We start from the raw sequence: 21,646 nt of genomic DNA, 5'->3' as shown, positions 1-21,646 counted from the left end.
AGACGTTCAGGCCTACTTTCGCGGGCTACGCCTGAGAACCCGCTAGCCCACGATGGCTGAAGCCCGCACCCGGTTCAGCGCCTCAGCCAGCAGATCCACATCGGCCTCTGGGAACAAACTTTCCGGCCCGGCCGGGGCAGCGTCGCTATAGGGAGACTCGTACAGCGCGCCGACGTCCACGACGCCGTTCTCGGTGAGCTGCTGGACGATCATGTCAACGAAGTGCAGCTGATTTGCGTTAAGTGTCTTGCCCCCCACGAACTCAGACAAGGAATCCAGGGCAGCCTGCCGGTCCATTCCCACCAGGGACCTGACAAACAGCCCCAGACCCTCGGCTTGTGAGGTGGCGGCTTCAAGTTCCTCGGGTGAACCCGCGCCGCTCTCGATCAGCATGCGCTGAAGTTCATCCAGATCCGTTTGGGTCAGGGGCAGTCCGCGGCGGAGGCGATGGATGGCCATGTGGTCCAGGAACCCCTGCAGGTACATCCGGGCCTTCTCCCGGTACCGGGACAGATCTACCGATCCGGTTAGGGTTCCCTTCAGCTCACCTTCCACGATCTCGCCGAGGGTGTCTTCGAAATTCATGTAGACCACCTTGCGGCGCTTCTTTTCGATCAGGTGCACCAGCCCCCGGAGCCGGACCCGGATCAGCTCAAGCCACTGCGGCGAAACCTGCCCCCATTCCCCGCCCTCCAGAATCGACTGGATAAGGGCCATCTGGGCAGCGATGGCAGGGATATTCGGCTGATCCTGCAGTGCGGACGCAATTTCGACAATTTTCCTGCGGCACGGCTCGACGGCGGCCGCAGATGTTAGTGCAGCCAGCTGCGCCTGGTACATCAGCAGATCGAAGCGTTTGGCTTCTTCCGTATCGGCGGCGGATGCCAGTGTCGCCAAGGGGGCCAGCCTGGTCTGCAGGTCCGTCAGGTCCTGAGTTCCAAGGGCGGCCCACGACTCGGCTTGGGTGAACTTCTCCACCCACTGCAGTTGCGGGCGTACCAGGAAGTTCTCGCGGGGCAGCAGAGCTACTTGCCCCACCAAGCCGGATTGGAGTGCCGGCACGTAGTCTCCGTTGAGGCCGGCGGTGCGGGCTTCGGCCAGCAGCTGTGTCCGGACGGCGAAGCTGCGGTGCGCCAAGGACTGTCCCAGGGACCCTTCGGAACCGGGCAGTTCGGCGTTGAAGTATTCAATGTTCTGGCAGACGTCGAAGATGAAGAAGTCATGTTTGTCTTCACCGGGGCCATACAGCTCCGGCCTAAGTCGGGTGCCGCGGCCCACCATCTGCCAGAACTTTGTCTTGGAGCGAACCACCTTGAAGAAGAGCAGGTTGACGACTTCGGGCACGTCGATCCCGGTGTCCAGCATGTCCACGGACACGGCGATGTGTGGACTGTCCTCGGTGCGGGAGAAGGCGTCGATCAGGGTGGAGACGTAGTTGACGCTGTGGGTGATAATTTTGGCGAAAGTTCCCCCATACTGCGGGTAATTGATGTTGAATCGTTCGGCGATGAATTCGGCATGCTTCTGGTTCTTGGCGAAGATGATCGTCTTCCCGAGGCGGTCTCCCCCGGCGACTTTGTGCCCCCTGACCATCAGCACCTCGAGTGCCTTGTCCACGGTGTTGGCGTTGAACAGCCAGGTGTTCAGGATGGCCGGATCCACGGCGGCGGGGATCTCACCGTCCTCGTCCCATTCAGCGGAGTCCCACTCCTCTTTTTCCTCCTCCGAGAGTTCCTCGTAGCGGATTCCTTCGACCGGGAACTTCAGCGGAATGGACACGGTCCGGGGCGGTACGAGGTAGCCGTCGGAGATGGCCTGCGTGAGCTCGTAAGCGAACGTGGGGACGTGGTCCTCGATATCGAACAGGGAGTAGGTGTTGCGGTCCACGTCGGACTGCGGCGTGGCGGTCAGACCCACCAGATACGCATCAAAGTACTCAAAGATGGCCCGGTACTTCTGGTACACGGACCGGTGGGCCTCATCGATGATGATCAGGTCGTAATGGCCGATCCCGAACCGTTGCTTCAGGACCGTGCCGTCGTCCGTCCGTTCGTTGATCAGGTTCATCATCGTCGGATAGGTGGCGATGTGGATACGGCTGTCCGCCTCCACATCGCGGCCCAGCACCACTGGCGACGATCCGGGGAGATTTGTTTTGAAGGCGCGGGCCGCCTGATCGACCAAGGCGACACGGTCGGCCAGGAACAGTACCCGTTTGACCCAGTTCGCCTGCATCAGCAGGCTGGAGAGCGCGACGACGGTGCGCGTCTTTCCCGAGCCGGTCGCCATAACGAGCAGCGCCTTGCGTTCCTTGTCCGTTTCCAGGGCGCCAGTGACGGCCCGGATGGCCGCCTGCTGGTAGCTGCGGCCCGCGATCTCAGTATTGATGACCGCCGTGGCCAGGGGTTTCCTGGTGGTGCGGCGATCCACCATCAGCTGGAGCTGGTCCCGGGTGTGGAAGCCCTGGACCGGGCGCGGAGGATAGCCGGACGCGTCGTCCCAGATCCAGTGCTCGTAGCCGTTGCTGTAGTAAATAACCGGGCGCTGGCCCTTCTCCGCCTCCAGCGCGTCAGCATAGAGCTTGGCCTGCTGCTGCCCCTCGTAGGGTGACTTGGCTGACCGCTTGGCTTCGACGACGGCGAGTGGCTTGCCGTCGGATCCCCACAAGACGTAGTCCACGAACCCGGTTCCGGTGGTGGGGCCGGCATGAGTGGGCATGCGGTGGACTTCGAATTCGCGGTCCTCGGGCTTATCGAGTGCCCACCCTGCTTCGCCCAGGTACAGGTCGATGTAGACCCGGGTTTCTGCTTCAGAGTAGTCGTGACTGTCTGGGAGCCTCTTGTTCTCTTCCTTCGCCCGGGCGATCTCCGCACGCAGCGCCGCGAGCTGGGACTGCAGTTGCTCGTTGTCCTGCTTCTGGGCGGTCAGCGCCGCATCCTTGGTAGCCAGTTCTTCGGCGAGTTTCGCCGTCTGGTCAGCAGTGCGGGGCTTCACCGAGAGCGCTGGAACCCCTGCTCGTGGCTGCGGGCTGAGGAATTCACCTTTAAAGGGGGCCGCGGGGTCCGGGCGGTTGGCGGGATCACGGGTGTAGCGCAGCGCGAGCCAGATGCAGACGTGAAAGAGCTCCCGAACAGTCTGCTCAGAATGCTGGACGGTGATGGCAGCGTTGGTGTGGATGGCGCTGTTCGCCACTTTACGGATGAGGTGGAACTTGCTCACGATCGTTTCGCCTGCGAGCCGTTTGAACGTCGGCTCCGACATCAGGGCGTTGAGATCGCTCTTGTACGGCAACGCAAGCGAGTCGTCAGCATCGTAGAGCCAGGCCAGCAGCGTTTCGATAGTCCGCCGCGCGTAGAGCAGCGAAGACCGCGGGTCCTTCCTCGCATACAGCTCGGCCAGCCGCGCCTCTTTGGCAATTGCTGGCCACTCCGCTTGCAGTACAGCGAAATTGCTGCTCACGTCCCCCAATGCCGCTCCTTTGTTGATCCTCTACGTGGAGCCTAGTTGATGTCGCCCGCATTCTGCCTGGCAACATCTTTCGGTTCAGGCTGCCGCTATCGCCAAATAGGGCGCACGCTGGCGGTGCTTACTCAAAGAAGTCCTCGTCCAACTCCACGATGTCGTAGCTTTGCTTTACTTGGACACCCACCCGGTATTTGATCATCAGCACCACAAGTCGGGCATCGTCGATCAGAATGACCCGCGACGGAACCGCCTTCACGTAATCCCGTGCGCCGGGCGTGAAAGCACTGGTCGTGATGAAGACGCCGCGCGAGGCGCCGACACCATGCAGTGCACCCACGAAGGCCTGAATAGTCTCACGGCCCACAGTATTGCCATCGGCGTACCGCTTGGCCTGCACATAGATGCGGTCAAGGCCCAGCGCGTCCTGGTCTATGACCCCATCGACGCCGCCGTCATTGCTGCCGCCGATACGCTTCCCACGCTGCTCGGCTCCGCCGTACACATGTCCTACGAGAACTTGCAAGAGTCCCCCATGTATTCCGAGTACGCCGATGGCTTCCTGGCACAACCAATCAGGACAATCGTGATTCGCAACTGGGGTAGTCCTGCGGTTCTCTACAACATCTTTGTCCGCCTGAACCAAGGCAGCTTGTCCTTGTCGCCGCAGGAACTCCGTCAAGCCCTCTATCCCAACGGCTTCACCCGTTGGATCAATACGCGGTCCGCTCAAAGCGACCTGATTCACCGAGCCCGCAGGATCAAGTCGGAAGATTTCCGGATGAGGGACGCGGAAATGCTCCTCCGGTTCACGGCATTCAAGGAATCCCTTGAAGACTACTCCGGAAACTTGCGGCAATTCCTGGATGCAGCATGCGGGGTGGGGCAGACCGCACTGGAGGAACATGGGGAGTCGTATCTGGAGGGCCTCGCTAGTGCCTGCGAACAGGCCATACAACGGACATTCACGATCTTTGGAAGCAATGCATTTCTACGGTTCGAGGACGCCGCATACAACCGACGGTTCAATATAGCCGTCTTCGATGTCATGACGGCCGTACTCTCAGATCCGCAACTGGACGACAAGATAGTAGAGGATCACGCAGCGGCACTTGAGGGCGCTTATAAGGATCTCTGCGTGAGCGATGCAGACTTCCAAGCAGCACTCAAAGCGAGCACGAAGACTATAAAGGCCACTGCAGGACGTATCCAGAAGTTTAGTGAGCAAGTGGAAGCCATCACTGGGACGACACTGGACATAACGTCGCGGGCTGTCACTTTGGCCATGAAGGCGAAGTAGCCAAGGTGCCGTCCTCGCTATACGCCAGTCTCCAACAGAAGATAGGCGACCTAAAGGACTGTTTCATCGTTGAGCGCGACGACATTTCCGATTACGAGGCCAACGATCACAGAAAGGCAGTAGCCTTCGTTCTACTGGCGAGTGCAGAACTGGAGGCCTACGTCGAAGAACGTTGCAAGAAGGCCGCCAACGAAGCCTTCGATCGACTGGGTAAGAGCCAGCCTACGACGGCAGGTCGGGGTCTCGTCATGTGGGCCATCATCCGCAAGTCTTCCGACCCCCACCCTTTCGACGTAGCCGATGTACAACTACATAGGGAGCGATTCTCCGAAATACGTAAATCATACGTTTCTAGCGCCATGAAAAGTCACGGAATCGACGACAAAGACTTTAAGGCACTCGCATATCCTCTTGGCTTTCGACCCGGAGATATTCCTGAGCAGCTGTTCGACCTACTCAAGGAACTTTCGCAGGATCGCAACCCGGCTGCACATGGGCCGGTGAATCGAGCCAAACGCTTGACTGAACCGAAGGAGGAATGGACTCGATTCTCAAAGATACTGGAGCTATTGCTTATCTTCGATAGGAGGATCGAGGAGCTCGTAGCAAGTTGAGCCGAAGAACGATACTTCGGGTCGAGTGCGGTCCCGCGCCGCCGGCGAAGCCTTAGTGGCGGGCAAGCTGCGCCGGGGCCGGCCGCGAATGAGCCCGCTTTGCCCTCGGCAGGCGGAAGCCTTTGCCCTACCTTCTGTAGGAAGATTTGTGGCGCTCTGAGCGGGCCTTAGCGTCGAGATGGTCTCCACCAAATCGAAGAATTTGATCAACATTGTCGCTGCTTTGCTCGAGATGGGATTCCCGTGCCATATGGTGCACAAGGGGCGATTCGTGGTCGCGAGGGGGCCCGCCAACGCAAGCCATTCGCCACCATTGCAGAAGCGAGTCCACGATCCTATGACTTCCCTCATCTCCTGGCTCGACGCGTCCACCGAGGAAAATTCGAAGATGCGCGAGCTCGTGAAGCTCTTCGGCACGCCGGAAACCACCGATGACCTCGGCATGGGCCAGCTGCGCGACGCCATCAGCAACAGCCTTTTCCCCGGCACATCCGTGCTGCATCTGGGCGCCCGCTACATGCTGCTGGTCCCGTGGGCCTACCTCACGGCACACAAGAGCACCAGGAATCCGGATGAGCTCAAAAAGCGCGCCGAAGAATCCGAACGGCAGCTGATCGACCGCCTCAGGGAACTCAAGGCAGCGAGTTACATCGGCAGGGATGCCGGCCGAAACGTACAGCAGCTGCCCTCGGCCGCGTACTGGACCGCGCTTCGCACGTACGGCATCGTGCACAAGGAAACCGACCGCTCCGCCGTCGGCCAGCTCATGTGTGCGGACGCTCCACCACCGGAAGAAGGCCAGCACCATTACTCCGTCTGGCATCCAAGTCTGCCGAAGCCCCCTGAAAATTTCCCGCAATCCGACGAAAACGGACTATCACTCGCCCACGACGAGGCCCGCTGGCTCCAGGAACGCATTCTGTCTTCGTGCCCCGGCACCATGCTCGCCCACCTCGTCGGCTCGGAAGAAAGCCCCGACCCCAGCCTGTGGGCGCCATGGCTTGACCCCGCATGCCACAGCGCCCAAGGCGAGCCCGCGCAGTGGCTCCAGGACGCTGAGGCCTTCTCCTTCATCCACAACGGAGCAACCATCCTCTACCAGCTCCTGCTCGCAGAGCGCTCCGCCTCGGTGTTCAGCACCAGCGATAATGAGCCACCAACCCAAGCGCTCCTTGAAGCGTGGGAGGACGAGCGAGAAACCAAACGTGACCTCCTCGCCAAATGGGACGTCAACGACTACCTCAGCCGCGCCAAAGCACTGAACCACGGCATCAACAGCAACACCGCCGACTTCGCCCGCTTCATGGCGGAGGCAACGTTGAGCCCGCGCAAACTGATCGACAACGCCGAATTCCGTGCCGCCGTCGAAACGCGGGAGAAGCTGATGAAGAAGACCAACTCCCGGTTCCGCAACGAACGCCGCCTGCGCGCCTGGCAGCCGCCGGACAGCGTGGGCGCTTTGACCTTCCGCTGGCAGCAGGTGCGACGGAACGTCCTGGACATCCACGCAGGGCTTGGACTGAAAGGACAGCGGCATGCTTGAGGCAGCCAACAGGCAGGCACTCACCCAGCAGCTGAAGCCGCCGGCCGGCTTCCGGCTCTCCCATGCCGTGGGCACCACCTTCACCCTGAACATGACCAGCGCGCTTTCCGTTCCCTTGAGCTTTGTGGCCGGCTCCGGAGAGGAGTTCACCAACACCGTCGCCGTACTCAGCGCCCTGCGCAAAGTCTCCGACCGCGTGGACATCTTCTGCCAGGCAGGACACATCAAGGCACCGTCAAACGCCTCGGACCTCCTCGCACTCCTGGAACCCATGGTCCATCAGGTCAGCGTCAGGCGCGGCCTCTTTCACCCGAAGATCTGGGTCCTCGAATTCGAGAACGACGACGAGCGCCGCTACCGCTTTCTGTGCAGCAGCCGTAACCTCACCACAGACGCCAGCTGGGACTTGCTGGTACGGCTGGACGGCATGCCCGCCGAGGACGGCCAGTCGGTTGCGCCCGACAGCGGGCCCCTGGCCCGCTTCATCGCCGGGCTCCCTGAGCTCTGCACGGTAAAGCCCGACGGCGGCCGGCTGGCGAAGGTGAGCGGACTCGCCTCCCGCTTGGCTTCCGTTCAGTGGGATCTGCCGGAGGACATCCAGCGGCTCGCGTTCCGCCCGATGGGCATGGGCGAACAGTTCGAGCAGGGGTCCATCGTGGCACACCTTCGCGATTCGGAAAACTTTCCGGCTCTCAACAACAAGACCGGAGCTGCGGCCCACCTCGGCCGAGAGAAGCTGGTAATCTCGCCCTTCCTCGATGACACACTGATCGGCCGGCTGCGGGACAAATGGACGGACAACCTCTACGTCTACTCGCGGGGCGACCAGCTCGACCTTCTCCAAGAGCAGACAGTGGCCGATGCCAGTGCGTCGTTTAAAGCTTTCGACGAACTCGGCATCCCGGAGTCGGCAGAGTCAGGGCAAAGCGACACGGACGAATTCGGGATCCAGCGGGTCGCCGACGACCTCGCCGGCTTGCACGCGAAGGCCTACTTCTGCGACTACGACCACTACACCTATGCACTTCTGGGTTCCGCCAACGCCACACAAGCGGCCTTCGCTAAGAACGTTGAGTTCCTGCTTGAGATGCGCGGAGCCAAGAAACGGCTCGGCGTGCAGCGGATCAGAGACAGCCTCAAGGACGTTCCCTTCGCCGACTACCTGGGCACCGGAGGGGCAAGCCGTTCTGAGGAGGATGAAGCTGCCTTCCGCCTCGAGAATGCACTCCGTGACGCCGCGGCGCAGAACTTCCTCCTGGACGCTGTCCCGGCCGATGACGCCAGAAGAACATTCACGGTCACCGTCTCGCACAGCTGGTCCCCGGCGTCGGATTTCAATGCGCACCTGCGGCTCCTGTCGCTCCCCCAGCCAAGCGTCGCCGTCGAGCCTTCCCATAATGCTGGTTCCCGCACCAGTTCTTCTGAAGAAGGCCACAAACACGACTTCCACGACGTCCCCCTGGCAGACGTCACCCCTTACCTCGTGCTCACCTTGGAAGACCCGGAGGCCAAGCTGTCCAAGAGCACGGTCATCCAAGGAAGCCTTCGGACGGACCCTGCCGGACGCCTCGATGAGATCATTGCCCGCCAGCTGGACGACCCGCAGAAACTGCGACAGTTCCTGCTCCTGTTCCTGACGCCTGAAGATGCCCTTCCCGGCAGCGGTACAGGCACTGGTTGGTTTGCGGGAGCTGGGTTTGGTGACGGAAGCACGGCTGGCCTGTTCGAAGCCTTGGTCGGGGCGATGGCAAGCCCGGACGCCGGCTCAGTGTTTCCGGACCTCAAGATAGTGATGGACCGGCTGCTCGCGCTGCGCGGCGACGACCCGGAGATTCAGCAACTGCATTCGCTCTGGGCAGCTGCCACGGAGGCTTTGGAACTGGGGGAACATTATGGGGTTTGACGCAACGCCGGCGCTGGACGGTCTCCGGGGCTTCCAGCGGCGGACGGTGGAGCACGTCTTCAAGCGGCTCTACCTGGCCGAGCAGCCTGCCGACCGCTATCTCGTCGCGGACGAAACCGGGCTTGGCAAGAGCATGGTGGCCCGCGGGGTCATCGCGAAGGCCATCGAACGGCTCGACCAGCCCGATTCAGGCGTCGACCGGATCGACGTCGTCTACGTGTGTTCCAATTCGGACCTCGCCAAGCAGAACCTCGCCCGCCTGAATGTGACGGGGCAGAAGGACATCATCGAATCGGGGCGCCTGACGCTACTGCCCACCGAGCTTGCAAAGCTGAACGCTCCGGCTGCCGAGGGGACGCGCAAACGGGTCAACTTCATCTCGCTAACTCCCGGAACGTCGTTCAACGTTAGCAAAGCGCCCGGCCAGGCCAGAGAGCGGGCGGTGCTCTTTCGGATCCTTGAGCAGCTTGGAGCGATAACGGCGGAACGCCGGGATCACGCCGTCGAGCTGCTGCGGTCCGGTGCTGGCGTTCCGGGCTTCAATTGGGAAGTCAAACGGCTCACGGAACTTCATCCCGAAGGGTTCGTCGTCTCTGTGTGCGACAGATTCAGTCAGCTCGCCACGAAGAGCGGAAATCTTGCAGCCTTCGAAACTGCCATGAGCGACGCCCTGACCGACGGAACTGACGAGGTCCGGCAGCGGATGAGCGGGATCATCGGCGGCCTCCGGGGCGACCTCGCCCAGGCAGGGCTCGACTGTTTGGAGCCGGATCTGATCATCCTGGACGAGTTCCAGCGGTTCCGCGACCTCCTCTACTCCCCCGGCACAGACACGGATGATGAGGACCCGGCCGCTGAGCTGGCGCGGCAGTTCCTGAACTACAAGGGCGCCAAGCTCATCCTGCTCTCGGCCACCCCCTACAAGGCCCAGACTGCCGCTCATGACGAGGACGGCGATGACCATGCCGCCGACTTCCGGCAGCTGCTCCGCTTCCTGAGCAGCGACGATGCCGGGTACATGGAGAGCCTGGAATCCGACTTGGACGGCCGACGGACGCAGCTGCTGAAGCAGGCGCCGGATGACGGGCTGACGCACCGGATCGAGAACGGCCTTAAGAAGTTCATGAGCCGCACCGAGCGCCCGCAGCTGGGCAAGGACGACATGCTCGAGGTCATCAAGATGGCCCCGGAGGATGTCCGGCCGGGCGACCTCAGGAGCTACCGGTCTCTGTCGGCTCTGTTCCGGGCCGCTCGCACGGGCAATCCGATGGAGTACTGGAAGTCGGTGCCACTGTTCGCGCACTTCCTGACTGACTACAAGATCGGCAGGATGCTGGACGGAAGGATTCACTGCAACCGCGAGTCCCTTGACCCCGTGCTTCCCTCGCTGTCGACCATCGATCCGGCCGTTTACCGTGCGTATGGTGCCATCGAAACGGACAACGCCAAGTTCCGGGCGGTGCGTGAGCACACCGTCGGCCAGGGATGGTGGAAGCTGCTGTGGATGCCGCCGTCGCTCCCCTACCTCGAGCCGGCCGGTCCCTACGCTGAGGTCGGGCCCGTGACGAAGCAGCTGGTGTTCTCCGCGTGGAACGCGGCGCCGACGGCTATCACGACACTTCTGTCGTACGAGGCTGAACGCCAGATTCTGGAAGGGTCTCAGCTGCATGGCGAAAACTCGGCAGAGGCACGCAAACGGTTCCGTGGACGCTTGCGTTTCCGGGTCCGTGATGGTGAACCTCAGGCCATGTCCACGCTTGCGCTGTTCATCCCCCATGCCGCTCTGGCGCTCGAAGGTGACCCGCTGGAAAGGGCCTCCATGACCGGCTCACGGGTCTCCGGAGACTCCGTGCGGGAGGCAGCGGCAGCTGCCGGCAAAGCGCTGGTGCGAGGCGCCGTCGTCGACCCAGCCAGCCGCCTCGGTGCCTGGGCGTCGTACTTCGCGGTGCCGGGCGCCCTGCCCGCAGCGTGGAAAAACGATGCCAAGCTGGCGGCGCGGGAGCTGCGGCAGGTAGACGAGTACAGCCAGCAACTCGGCAAAGACTCGGAGCCGGATGCTTCTGATAATGATGGCGGCTCAGAGGCGGGACTTTATCTGGCCCATGTTGACCGAATGCTGCAGGTGTCGGCTGCTGGTCCAGCCGGGTGGGAGGACGGGCTCGAGGACCTGGCCGTCAATTCGCCTGCCAACTGTCTCTACCGTGCTCTCAAGCGTGCTGTCCCGGATGGATTCGACGGCACGGAGCTATGGAAGGCGTCTGTGTTTGCGGCAAACGGGTTGCGCAGACTGTTTAACCGGCTCGATGCTACGGAGCTGCTGGACAAGCTCTGCCCCGAGGGCGACTACTGGCAAAAGGTCCTCCGCTACTGCGAAGCCGGAAACCTCCAGGCCGTGCTGGACGAGTATGTTTTTCAGCTCCGCCAGCAGGCTCCCGGGAAGATCAACACGGAGCAGCTGTGGTCGCTGGCCGATGACATTCGGCGCGCGCTGTCGCTCAAGCCGGCGCAGATGCTCGCCAAGTATCCGGACGAGTCCCACGAGGATCTCAGGATGGGTGTACGCTTTGCCGTCCGCTACAGCAACGCCAAGACCGACGACGGCGACAGCAACCGCATGCCCGAAGCCCGCCGAGCGTTCAACAGTCCTTTCTGGCCGTTCGTTCTGGCTTCCACGTCTGTAGGCCAGGAAGGGATTGACTTCCACTGGTGGGCGCACTCCGTCATCCATTGGAACGTGCCTACCAACCCAGTGGACTTTGAGCAGCGTGAAGGACGGGTGCACCGGTACCTGGGACATGCTGTGCGCAAGAACGTGGCCGAGCAGCACGGATGCGCCATCTTGAAGCCCGGCGTGGTTGACCCTTGGGCTGAGCTCTTCAAGGTCGCCACCGCCCACGTGGCGGCGCTCCCCGAGAACGAGACAAACGAATTCGCGCCGCACTGGATCCATCGCGGCACGCACAGGATTCAGCGGCGCTTGCTCGACCACCCGCTGAGCCGCGACGTGCCAAGGACCAACCAAATGCTCTCTGGGCTTGCGAAGTACCGGCTGACGCTGGGCCAGGCACGGCAGGATGACCTGCTGGGCTTGATCAAGGATGGGGCGGAGATCAAGCCGCTGAATTTACGGCCCTAACCTAAGCAACATGTCGACGACAACAAGGTTGCCGTATCCCAGGTTCTGATGCCGCTCGCGAATCTGGGGCAGATTCGCGAGCGGCTCGAGGACTCAGACTGGAGTTACGCTGCCAATGAGCTCGTCATGAAAACACTTCGCCGGGCTGCCCTTCAGCAATGCTGAGAACCCCTCGGAGCTAACCACGCACACGTGGTGGCCAAGGCGTTCCTGACCCATGATGTCAATCAGCTTCCGGCTGAGTTGACGCCTCATGTTGCTGACAATCTGGCCAGAGAGGTCACCATGTACGACCAGAGAGATCTGGCCAGTCAGGACTGTCCTGTACCCTGCACCATAGGTTCGCAGCTTTTTCGCGAGCTCGTCTCGCTTAATGTGCTCCCCGTCTACGAAGACTTTCCCGGTCAGCGCGACGGTCTGACCGCGCAAGCTCCCAACAAGGCCCGAGCATGAAACAAGATGCAACTGCATTGTGGTTCCTTCGATAGTTGTTGGTTAAGCGGCACTCGAAACGGCGTTGTCTTGGCAGTCCCAGAAGTCATCCTCCGAAAGGTGGTGGGTCCACAGTCGAAACTGCCTGGCGAGTTGAAACATGCGATTACCGGGGCACCTCTTGCCGTCTGACCAGGCTGCAAGCTCGAGATGAGTTGTGCTCTTGAGGACGTCTTGCACTGCCGGAAAGCAGTCGCTGTCCCCTGAGAAAAGTATGACCGTGTCGAACCGATGGGACTCCGCTATCCTCACCAAGTCCAGGCTCAGGCGAACATCGACGCCAGCTTCCTTAGGCTGGACGCGATAGTTGGCGTAGTGGAGAGGCAGATACGTGGCATGAACCAAGGGGTCGGCGCCCCAGCGTTGTTGCTCATCCCGGAAAACCTTAGTGGCTTCTGGATCCAGAAACCTTTGCGGGCTCCCCCTATAGAGAAAAACGCCAGCCAGTTCGCACTCCTTAGTGCGCTTGGACCGAACGGCTTCTGCTACTTTGCGAGGAGAGATATGCGTTGTCCACTTCTCGAAATCACGGGCGAAGAGATCATGGCCGACAAGGTGGACGTTTGAATAATCAAGAAAAACTGCGATTTTTTCCATATTATTTACTCCTTTAACAGGTGAAGCCGCCACCATGAGGTGACGGCATATAGATTGACGGATATTCAAAACTTTGGACGGAACTACCAACGTCTCCTTTCGCCAATTCCGACCGGAACCAAAATAAGCATTCTAGCCATATACGAAAGAAGCCCCGCACCATGGAGGCACAGGGAGTTCCGTGTTCAACACTATGAGGCAGGGCGCTGGAATTGTCAAATCAAACGCCAACCGGCTTCCACACGAACAAGGCCAGGTCAGTGACAGGCGGAGCAGCTGGCGGGCAGAACCAGCAGTCTGTTGCTCCGGACCGTGGGCCACCGAGACCTGTGAGGGGCTGTCAACGTAGTCCGTCCCCCTCCTTCCATCTGAGGACGCCCTGCGAGGCCTCCGCGAAATGTGCGGGTGTCCGATATTCTTACGCCGATATTGCAACAACAAACTGGGGGACGTATGGCCCGGCTCGACGAGGAGCAACAAGCTGCGCTGCGAAAGTTCAAGCAGGAAGCCTTGGGAGTTGAGCCCGACGCACAACCTCTACGAGCGACCACGTCCTCTGTGACGTTTGCGGATCGCAGCAGCCTTCCGGTTTCAGAGGTCGCTAGAATCGTGGGCTGCCAGGTTTCAGATGTCCTGATGATCCTGCGCCAGCTCGGGTCCGCGAAGAAATCCTCCGCGTCCGGACTGACGGTCAGGGAAGCGGAGGCCGTACGCGATAAATGGAACGCGTCGAGCTCGTCCGCTGCACGTCCGACGCTACCCCTCGGACTCCTGGCGTCGGAGCTGGAAGTCGACCTTCACCTGTTGGCAATCGAAGCCAGGCGAGCCGGGATTCCCGTCCAGGGTGAACGGGAAGCATTTACGCTATTCGAAGTCGAAGCTGACCACTTGCGGCGCTTCGCTGCCCGCTGGCCAGGAAGGCTGGTGCGAGCAGCCGGGCCTGCTGTTGGCGAGATCCGAACATCTGCCTTGACACGGAAACAAGCGTCCACGGTGGATGGCCTCAAGGCTGCGACCCGGCAGAATCGGCCATCCACGGCAAGTGCCATCACGGGGAAAGCTATTCCTGAGTATGCGTTTAAGTTGGCTTCCAACTCGCGGATCCTCCCCGTGAATAAGGCAGCGCAATTATCCGCTACCGTCGCACTTACGCCACCGAAGCCCGCCCCCGTCGTTGATATCCAGCGCGCACAGGTCACGCGCTCTAAGTCAGTGGAGCTGGACCCAGACAACAAACCGATCATCGGCGGCTTGAAGGTGGCACCGGATGCGCCGCCCCTTGTCACAAACATCGGCAAAGGATCACTGGAAGTCGAAGCGCTCCAGCAAACTCTTGGGGGTTTTGCCCCTAAAGACCATGCTGTCCTGTTCCGCGAGCTTAGCGCTGTACTCGGCTTGGATGAGCAAATTGCTCGCTCCTTTCCAGGAGACACCGCGACCACCCGCATTACCGACCATTCCCTCCGAGGCTTGATGCGTATCGTATGCCACGGGAAGTTCGGGCTCTTCGCCTACCATGAAGTCAGCAACACCCTTCGGTCCGCCGCGCGAAAGAATTGCCGAACCGACTCACCAAGCACGCTGACACACGCGCTCGCAAACCTACGTCCCATGCATACCGGCGTGCTCACGGATTTGGGCAAGAGCCGGTTCATCTTCTGGCACGTGGAAGGACATGGCAGCAAACTAGCAATCGTCACGTTTGGAGCGATAACGGATTGGGTTTTCGGCATCGAGCGCGGGCTATATGTGCCGCTCCGAGGGCGTGTCATATCGGTTGCCCGGGGAGCAAGACTGCAAGATTCCGACCGCGAGGACGCTCAGTTCATGGCTGAAGCTGCGGTCAAGTTACGGAAGGGAATTCATATTCGGCGAGTGTCACCGACCGACGACCTTCCGCGCAGGCGAAACTACCTCGATGGCCCACCGGCGCATTCGCAACGAAATCTCACCTACAAACCACATAGTGACTGGCTGGTCCCCGTGGTGATTGAGGACGGGTTCGTTACGGGGGGCCTTCGAGAGGGTTTCTTCTCGAACTATGGCGGAAGAGCCGCCCATGCCGTCCGGGGCTTCTTACGTCGGGCGCCGGGGAGCTCCGTGAACGATCCGAAAAACGTGTACGTAAGCCCTCACATTCGCGGAGGCTACAACGTGGGGGACATTGAATGCATGCCGACGGTGACGATCTTGCGCGAAAAGTAGAGGTGGCCAGTGGGCGATCCATGGAGGCCGCCGTCAGCCTCGAGGACTCTCGGACATAAAGTCGTTATGACGCGGAGTGGAGGGCAGTCACGGCACGACCGCCGCCGAACACATCCGCGGGCATCGGTCGGGCAGTTTCCAGGTGGTCGCTATCCGCTTCCGTAGTGAGCTTGAAAGGCAGAGGGAGCGTGGTACTGACCTAGCAATCTCCCGCCATACTACCCACCGATGAGACGAGCATCACCGAACCGCCCCAACATCGCTGGGAGCGTCTTGCGACAGAATGTCGGTGGAGTGGCCCAGAATGGATGACTATGAAGAGCGAACCATCCGCGGCAACGCGTCAGAGACTCACCACCCTTGCCAAATTGCATGGAACCCGCGAGGTCGCCCAAGTACTAGGGCACTCGACGAGGACGATCGAGCGGTGGATAGCTGATGCGACGCCGGTCCCTGCTCTCCTGGCCCCGGCGCTGGATAGCTTCTATGGGGTTTGGCCGACAGAAGTACCCGACACATCGGGCAGTTACCGATTCGTTGACCTTTTTGCCGGCATTGGCGGCATCCGGCTCGGGCTGGAACGTGCCGGGGCCGAATGCGTTTTCACTAGTGAATGGGACAAGTTCGCCGTCAAGACTTATATGGCCAATCACGACTCACGCCACCAAGTCCTAGGCGACATTAACTCAGTGGATGCGGCAGACGTCCCCGACCACGACATCCTTGCCGCTGGCTTTCCGTGCCAGCCTTTCTCCCTAGCTGGCGTCTCGAAGAAAAACTCGCTAGGCCGCGACCACGGATTCTTGGACAAGACTCAGGGAACACTGTTCTTCAATGTTGCTGAACTAATAGACAAAAAACGTCCGAAAGCATTCTTACTAGAAAACGTCAAGAACCTGATTAGCCACGACAAGGGCCGCACTTTCGCCGTAATCAAAGAGGTGCTCGAAAAGGACCTAGGCTATTCCATTCAATACAAGGTAGTCGACGCCAAGGGCTTCGTGCCACAGCACAGAGAACGCATCTATATCATTGGATTTGAATCTTCTGTCGAATGGGACTGGAGTTTGATTGAACCCCACAAGCGGATCGGTGAAGTGGGGCAGATCCTGCACTCAGAGTACAACCCTCTCGAGGCGGACCTTCCGTATATCGATACTGACAGTGGAGCAGTCGCAGATCGCTACGTACTCAGCGATAAGCTATGGTCGTACCTCCAGAGGTACGCCGAAAAGCATCGTCTTGCAGGCAACGGTTTTGGCTACGGACTCGTCGAGCCCGGGAACACGACTAGGACCCTCTCAGCTCGTTACCACAAAGACGGATCCGAAATACTCGTGTCGCGCGGTCCGCGCGACAACCCGAGGCGACTCACCCCCCGTGAATGTGCTCGGCTGATGGGTTTCCCTGACACCTTCCGCATCCCGGTTAGCGACACGCAGGCCTACCGTCAATTCGGCAACTCAGTGGTGGTGCCTGTAATAGAGTCACTGGCAACTCAAATGGTTCAGCATCTCGATATTCTGACAATGAAAAATGGACTAGCGGAGGCATCGTAGGCAATGACGGCTGTGGGGGCATGGGAGTCCGACGCCGCTAAGGGGTTGGTGTTCAGGACTGAGTCTGGCGTCTTGGATGTGAAAGGCATCGATGTCTGGTCCGCCGAGTACGAAGGCCTCCAAGAGATCGGTGGCAGCAAGTGCAACAGGCCGTCTTCCGACTTGCCACACCTGGATTTTTCAGCCGACCTGCTCCAGCTCCAGCCAGTTCTTCTTTCCGCGGACTCCGGCGGCAGTTATCTTGCCCTGCGAGCCGTCAATGCGGCAGATCAGCCACTAGTCGATACTTGGCCCGCAACGGACCAAAAAATCATCGGGAGTCAATGGTTCGCCACCGACCAGGGGCACTTCGATCGCACGGCCAAAGCTCTCGGATCACGCGGGATAGTGCTGTCGCAGGAGCTCAGCGAGGCACAGGAACTGTGGCTACTCTGGCACAGCGAACTTGACGTCGAATATTTCGAGGGTGAGCACCCCAAGGGGGTCGTTCAAGCGCGGCCTGAGGCACTGCGCAGCGTTCCCGGGGAACTGGTGGATGCGGTTCTTTATCCTTACCAAGCTACGGGCGTATCAAAGTTGACGTCTATGGCAACCCAAGGATTAGGTTGTCTACTCGCCGATGAGATGGGCTTGGGCAAGACCATCCAAGCAATCGCTTTGATGTCGTGGATGACCAGGAACAACGGGTCCCCATCGCTTGTCGTAGCTCCCTCGTCTACTACGGCTAACTGGTGCCGTGAGCTCAGTCGATTTGCCCCCCATCTGAGCATTTACGAGCACGCGGGCCCCCAACGCACCGGCGATCCGTCTGTTCTAAGGGGCTTTGATGTCGTAGTGACGTCATTTGACCTCCTAATTCGTGATGAGTTCATGTTGCGAGCGATAAAATGGACCGCAATATCTGTCGATGAAGCGCAAAATATCAAAAATCCCCAAGCCCAGCGATCTCAAGTTTTGAAGCGCTTGAATTCAAGGACAATAATCGCAATAACCGGTACACCGATAGAGAACTCACTCACCGACCTGTGGTCTATTATGGCGCTAGTTGCCCCTGATCATCTGTCGTCTCTTGATGACTTCAAAATCCAATATCCCGACGAGGCTCTCGCTGCCCTCGAGCTCGGACGAAGAGTGGCTCCGCTGATTATTAGGAGGAGAGTAAGCGAGGTTGCTGATGACCTTCCGGCGCGGACCGACTCTGCGGTACCTGTTCACGCCAGCAATTTGCTCGCGCTGGAATACGAAAGAATTCGGCTGGACGAGTCGATGCCCCCATTGGCCAAGGTCGGCTACCTACGACAAGCCTGTTCATCCTTAAGATGTTTAGACGGCGCCAACCCTCCCATAACCACCGGAAACCCCAAGTACGAACGGGCTCTGCAGATCATCGCCGAAGCTTTCAGTCGCGACTGCAAGGTCCTCCTCTTCGCCTCGTTTACATCGACCATTGATGAGATCCAACAAGATCTCCTGAGCCGTTTTACTTCCGCCTTTGTATCTCGACTCGACGGCCAAGTGCCCATCCGTGAACGACAGTCGAAAATCGATGAATTTACGCACTTCCCTGGCCCTGCGATTTTGGTGCTGAACCCAAAGGCTGCCGGGGTCGGCATCAACATTCAAGCGGCTAACTACGTCATTCACTTCACTCCTGAATGGAACCCGGCAACCATTGACCAAGCGTCCGCGCGCTCCTACAGGCGAGGGCAGGACAAGCCAGTTTTTGTTTATTCCCTTTACTACAAGGACACGGTGGAAGAGTTAATGCTGGAGCGGGTCCAGGCGAAGCGGGTCCTTTCAGCACATGGGTTGAAGGCGGCCGAGGAGTTGCCCAGCACCCGAGAACTTGAAGAGATGCTAATGAGGAGTCCAAAGGGGAGCTCGATATGACAGCTACAATAACTGCTTCCGTGAGCAAAGTGCTCACTCCGAATGACGTTGGTAAGACGGGCTCTCATCAAGCTGGCATTGCCGTCCCAAGACAAGATGCAATGCTGGCGTTCTTTCCGGCTCTGGACGCAACGCAATACAACCCAAGGCAGTCGCTGCTATTCAGAGAAACCCATGGCATAGATGAGTGGGCACTGAACTTCATCTATTACAACGGAAAACTTCACGGTCGTTCCACTAGGAACGAGTATCGGTTGACCGGTCTGACGCCATACTTCAAGCAACACCAAGCATCGGTCGGCGATACTTTGCATCTTGGTCGAACTCTGACTGGGCGGTGGACCATTGAGCTAGTCCACTCGAACGAACAAGCCCTACCCGACGAGACTTTGGTTTCTCAAAGCACTGGGGCAATCGAAGAACTGTCACATACTTATGAAACAATCAGGCTTTCCGGCACATGGAGTGCCGTCTCCAGGAGGAAGAAATAGTGTCTGCTGAATTATTCGAAGTCACACCCGATCCCGAGCGCATCACTGAATCGCTACGAGACACCGGTTATATACTGAACACTGCAGTTGCCGATATTGTCGATAACTCAATTGCCGCTGGTGCCGATTCCGTGTCAGTAGAACTCAAACTCGATCCCCGCGGGAAGGTGCGCTTTAGCGTCACCGATAATGGCGTTGGAATGGACCGGAGCGGGCTGGTTAACGCTCTTAAGTATGGCTCAGCCCGCCGTCCAGATCCATCCAGTCTTGGCAAATTCGGCCTAGGACTTAAGACTGCCTCCACTTCTTTCGCGCGTCGACTCAAACTCACTTCAAAATCAGGAATCGACTCTCCGGCGGCCACTGCTATCTGGGATTTGGACCTAGTCCCGAGCCAGGGGTGGCAAGTATCTGTCGATTCCAAGGCTGACCCCGTTGATGCTGGCCTGCTGGAGAGACACACCACGGGCACAGGAACGGTCGTGCGCTGGGAGAAGATCGACCGATTGATCCGCGACTACAAGGATCCCGCCGGAGACCGGGCCCAAGGCGCCATCAAAAGACATGTATCTTCCCTCCGTGACCACCTGGCGATGGTATTCCAGCGATTTCTCGATCCTTCCGACAAGCGAGCCAGCACTGTTGAAATATCCCTGAATCAGGCGCCCATCGAGGCTTGGGACCCTTTCGGATTCGGCTCTGACAAGCTCCTTGACGTATCTATTCCGGTGGATCTTGGGGACAAGACGACGACAATGCACCTCAAAGCCTTCGTGATGCCCCGCAAGACCGAGCTCCAAGCGGCCCACGGGGAGGGGGCACCTGCCATGGCTCGTTTGGGCAACAAGACTCAGGGCATCTACGTCTATCGTGAGAATCGCCTGATTCACGGGCCCGACTGGCTCAACATGTGGGCCCAAGAGCCGCACTTCACATTATGCCGCGCAGAGCTTTCCTTCGACCACGAACTTGATCTTGCCTTCCAGGTTGATATCAAGAAGTCCACGATCATACTCGACACGGCTCTTGCAGATGTAGTTTTCAAGGCCCTGACACCGCCTCGACGCGAAGCCGAGATTCGCTACCGTGACGGTCAGCGGTCGCGGGTAAAGGACATGACGGACCCCGAACTACATGCTCCTTCAAATGCGGCCATTCAGGACAAGTCAAAGGCAATTCCGAACGCAACGCTGCAGTCCACGGACGAAAGTTCAGGAACAGCAGAGATTCGTAATGACCATGGCGTCGTTAAGGTGGATTTCGTGCAATCCAATTCAGGGGTTTTCGTGGAAGCAGTCGATGAGCTCCGCGACGGAATTCTCTATCAGCCGGCCTATATCGGTAATAATCCGGGCGTGAGAATCAGCAAGTCGCATCCCTACTACGAGAAGGTGTACCTACCGAATCAAGCTTCAGGAAACACCATTCAGGCGCTCGATTCGCTGCTGTGGGCACTGGCATCCGCAGAGTTCCGGTCTGCGCAGGACTCTACTAGGGAAATTTTTGAAGACATCCGGTACGACGTATCGAGGGCGCTGAAGAAACTGGTGGAGGATCTTCCCTCCCCGGACTCAGAGTAGGTCTGCCGCATTGGACGCGGACGGGCTTGCGCGTACACTAAGCAGCGCACTTAACCTGCCGATATCTACAACATCAGATGCTCGGACAGGAATAACCGAGTTTCGCCTGCATGGGATGTCTCGCCCCCACGGCTTCAGCATCATAGTGACCCCTCTCCTGAGCCGGGTCAAAGGAGAGTTGAAACTGGACAGGCTGGCAGCCGATTTACTTCGAGTAATCGGTGAGGCCGACTCCGAAAAATGGCTCCAAGTTGCCGAGCTATTACGGGCCTACGAGTCCTTGGGAGCCACGTTCCAGGTTCTCGTCAATGGAACCCTCATCGAAGCACTGAATTTGAATGAGTTAGACCAGGGCGTCCGGACGTTTACGTGCACGGGCAGCCTAATGAAGGCATCGGTTGACGACTCGAGTTCTGACGTTCTGATGGTCGCGGAAGCACTGTTCAGCTTCATAGTCTGCCTCCTGCCTCTGGACATCGACCAGGAGAGCGCACAAGAAGTGGGCAACGTCGATTTCTCCTTCGCTTCTGAGGGCGAGAGGTACTCTGTGCTCTCCAACAGATACGAACGGAGCAGAGCTAACCGTGCTGCCGCGATTGCAGTACACGGAACATCCTGCACTGTCTGCCAATTCAACTTTGACCAGAGCTACGGTAGCTTAGCTCGCGGCTATGTTGAGGTACATCACCTGATACCCGTCAGTTCCATGGACAAGCCGCGCCCTGTGGACCCGCTAACGGAGTTAGTACCTCTTTGCGCTAATTGCCACCGCATGGCGCACAGGCGGTGGCCCCCTTATACCCCCCAAGAGCTTGCCGCCGCGCGCGCCTACTCGGCATCGACATCTCAGTCTTAGAACTAGTACCGAGGATAA

The 21,646-nt window shown here is 59.3% G+C and carries 15 protein-coding genes; 12 read left to right on the top strand and 3 right to left on the bottom strand.

The features are described from left to right. Positions 1 to 42: 42 nt before the first annotated feature. Both ABRP34_RS19865 and ABRP34_RS19860 read right to left on the bottom strand, forming a co-directional pair. Entirely contained in the window at positions 43 to 3,459 is a 3,417-nt protein-coding gene (locus tag ABRP34_RS19865; RefSeq protein ID WP_353711491.1) for a DEAD/DEAH box helicase family protein, read from the bottom strand. A 127-nt stretch (positions 3,460 to 3,586) separates the two neighbouring features. Continuing rightward, positions 3,587 to 4,144, bottom strand: coding sequence for a restriction endonuclease (locus tag ABRP34_RS19860; protein ID WP_353711490.1), 558 nt, complete (start codon positions 4,142 to 4,144; stop codon positions 3,587 to 3,589). Positions 4,145 to 4,243: 99 nt separating this feature from the next. On the opposite strand from ABRP34_RS19860, the gene ABRP34_RS19855 reads away from it, so the two are divergent. The 6 genes from ABRP34_RS19855 (at position 4,244) to ABRP34_RS19830 (ending at position 12,411) form a co-directional block, all read left to right on the top strand. Next, entirely contained in the window at positions 4,244 to 4,762 is a 519-nt protein-coding gene (locus tag ABRP34_RS19855; protein WP_353711489.1) for a hypothetical protein, read from the top strand. Between the two features lie 5 nt (positions 4,763 to 4,767). Further along, entirely contained in the window at positions 4,768 to 5,376 is a 609-nt protein-coding gene (locus ABRP34_RS19850) for a hypothetical protein (RefSeq protein ID WP_353711488.1), read from the top strand. A gap of 337 nt (positions 5,377 to 5,713) precedes the next feature. Then, positions 5,714 to 6,919: a DUF6361 family protein gene (locus ABRP34_RS19845; protein WP_353711487.1), complete on the top strand. Its 1,206-nt coding sequence runs from the start codon at positions 5,714 to 5,716 to the stop codon at positions 6,917 to 6,919. Further along, complete coding sequence (locus ABRP34_RS19840; RefSeq protein ID WP_353711486.1) at positions 6,912 to 8,822, top strand: phospholipase D family protein; 1,911 nt, start codon at positions 6,912 to 6,914, stop codon at positions 8,820 to 8,822. Before ABRP34_RS19845 ends, ABRP34_RS19840 begins: the two co-directional genes overlap by 8 nt. Then, positions 8,812 to 11,958: a helicase C-terminal domain-containing protein gene (locus tag ABRP34_RS19835; RefSeq protein ID WP_353711485.1), complete on the top strand. Its 3,147-nt coding sequence runs from the start codon at positions 8,812 to 8,814 to the stop codon at positions 11,956 to 11,958. Before ABRP34_RS19840 ends, ABRP34_RS19835 begins: the two co-directional genes overlap by 11 nt. A gap of 195 nt (positions 11,959 to 12,153) precedes the next feature. Then, positions 12,154 to 12,411 (top strand): hypothetical protein, encoded by a 258-nt coding sequence (locus tag ABRP34_RS19830; protein ID WP_353711484.1) that lies wholly within the window; start codon positions 12,154 to 12,156, stop codon positions 12,409 to 12,411. A 42-nt stretch (positions 12,412 to 12,453) separates the two neighbouring features. Here ABRP34_RS19830 and ABRP34_RS19825 read toward each other — a convergent pair whose 3' ends face one another. Continuing rightward, positions 12,454 to 13,047 carry an NYN domain-containing protein gene (locus ABRP34_RS19825; protein ID WP_353711483.1) on the bottom strand — a complete coding sequence of 198 codons (594 nt, stop codon included), beginning with the start codon at positions 13,045 to 13,047 and terminating at the stop codon, positions 12,454 to 12,456. A gap of 405 nt (positions 13,048 to 13,452) precedes the next feature. Between ABRP34_RS19825 and ABRP34_RS19820 the strand changes: the two genes are divergently transcribed. The 6 genes from ABRP34_RS19820 to ABRP34_RS19795 all read left to right on the top strand — a co-directional run bounded on the left by ABRP34_RS19820 (position 13,453) and on the right by ABRP34_RS19795 (position 21,628). Then, a complete protein-coding gene (locus ABRP34_RS19820) occupies positions 13,453 to 15,252 on the top strand; it encodes a hypothetical protein (protein ID WP_353711482.1) in 1,800 nt (599 codons plus the stop codon). Between the two features lie 314 nt (positions 15,253 to 15,566). Continuing rightward, a complete protein-coding gene (gene dcm, locus ABRP34_RS19815; protein ID WP_353711481.1) occupies positions 15,567 to 16,811 on the top strand; it encodes a DNA (cytosine-5-)-methyltransferase in 1,245 nt (414 codons plus the stop codon). Between the two features lie 78 nt (positions 16,812 to 16,889). Beyond that, positions 16,890 to 18,701, top strand: a complete 1,812-nt coding sequence (locus ABRP34_RS19810; RefSeq protein ID WP_353711480.1) for a DEAD/DEAH box helicase — start codon at positions 16,890 to 16,892, stop codon at positions 18,699 to 18,701. 20 nt (positions 18,702 to 18,721) lie between these two features. After that, positions 18,722 to 19,192 carry an EcoRII N-terminal effector-binding domain-containing protein gene (locus ABRP34_RS19805; protein ID WP_353711479.1) on the top strand — a complete coding sequence of 157 codons (471 nt, stop codon included), beginning with the start codon at positions 18,722 to 18,724 and terminating at the stop codon, positions 19,190 to 19,192. Beyond that, the gene (locus ABRP34_RS19800) at positions 19,192 to 20,772 is read left to right on the top strand and encodes an ATP-binding protein (protein WP_353711478.1); all 1,581 of its coding nucleotides are present in this window, start codon (positions 19,192 to 19,194) and stop codon (positions 20,770 to 20,772) included. The genes ABRP34_RS19805 and ABRP34_RS19800 overlap by 1 nt, the downstream gene beginning before the upstream one ends. A gap of 115 nt (positions 20,773 to 20,887) precedes the next feature. Next, entirely contained in the window at positions 20,888 to 21,628 is a 741-nt protein-coding gene (locus tag ABRP34_RS19795; protein WP_353711477.1) for an HNH endonuclease, read from the top strand. Positions 21,629 to 21,646: the final 18 nt, after the last annotated feature.

The organism is Arthrobacter sp. K5 (assembly GCF_040448525.1).
Lineage (GTDB): Bacteria > Actinomycetota > Actinomycetes > Actinomycetales > Micrococcaceae > Arthrobacter > Arthrobacter globiformis.
This window is presented reverse-complemented; position numbering and strand designations above follow the sequence as displayed.

What these genes read in the sequence shown, in the direction of transcription:
- ABRP34_RS19795 (WP_353711477.1), top strand. Translation starts at nt 20,888, where the DNA reads ATGTCTCGCCCCCACGGCTTCAGCATCATAGTGACCCCTCTCCTGAGC.
- dcm (WP_353711481.1), top strand. Translation starts at nt 15,567, where the DNA reads ATGAAGAGCGAACCATCCGCGGCAACGCGTCAGAGACTCACCACCCTT.
- ABRP34_RS19840 (WP_353711486.1), top strand. Translation starts at nt 6,912, where the DNA reads ATGCTTGAGGCAGCCAACAGGCAGGCACTCACCCAGCAGCTGAAGCCG.
- ABRP34_RS19835 (WP_353711485.1), top strand. Translation starts at nt 8,812, where the DNA reads ATGGGGTTTGACGCAACGCCGGCGCTGGACGGTCTCCGGGGCTTCCAG.
- ABRP34_RS19825 (WP_353711483.1), bottom strand. Translation starts at nt 13,047, where the DNA reads ATGGAAAAAATCGCAGTTTTTCTTGATTATTCAAACGTCCACCTTGTC.
- ABRP34_RS19855 (WP_353711489.1), top strand. Translation starts at nt 4,244, where the DNA reads ATGAGGGACGCGGAAATGCTCCTCCGGTTCACGGCATTCAAGGAATCC.
- ABRP34_RS19845 (WP_353711487.1), top strand. Translation starts at nt 5,714, where the DNA reads ATGACTTCCCTCATCTCCTGGCTCGACGCGTCCACCGAGGAAAATTCG.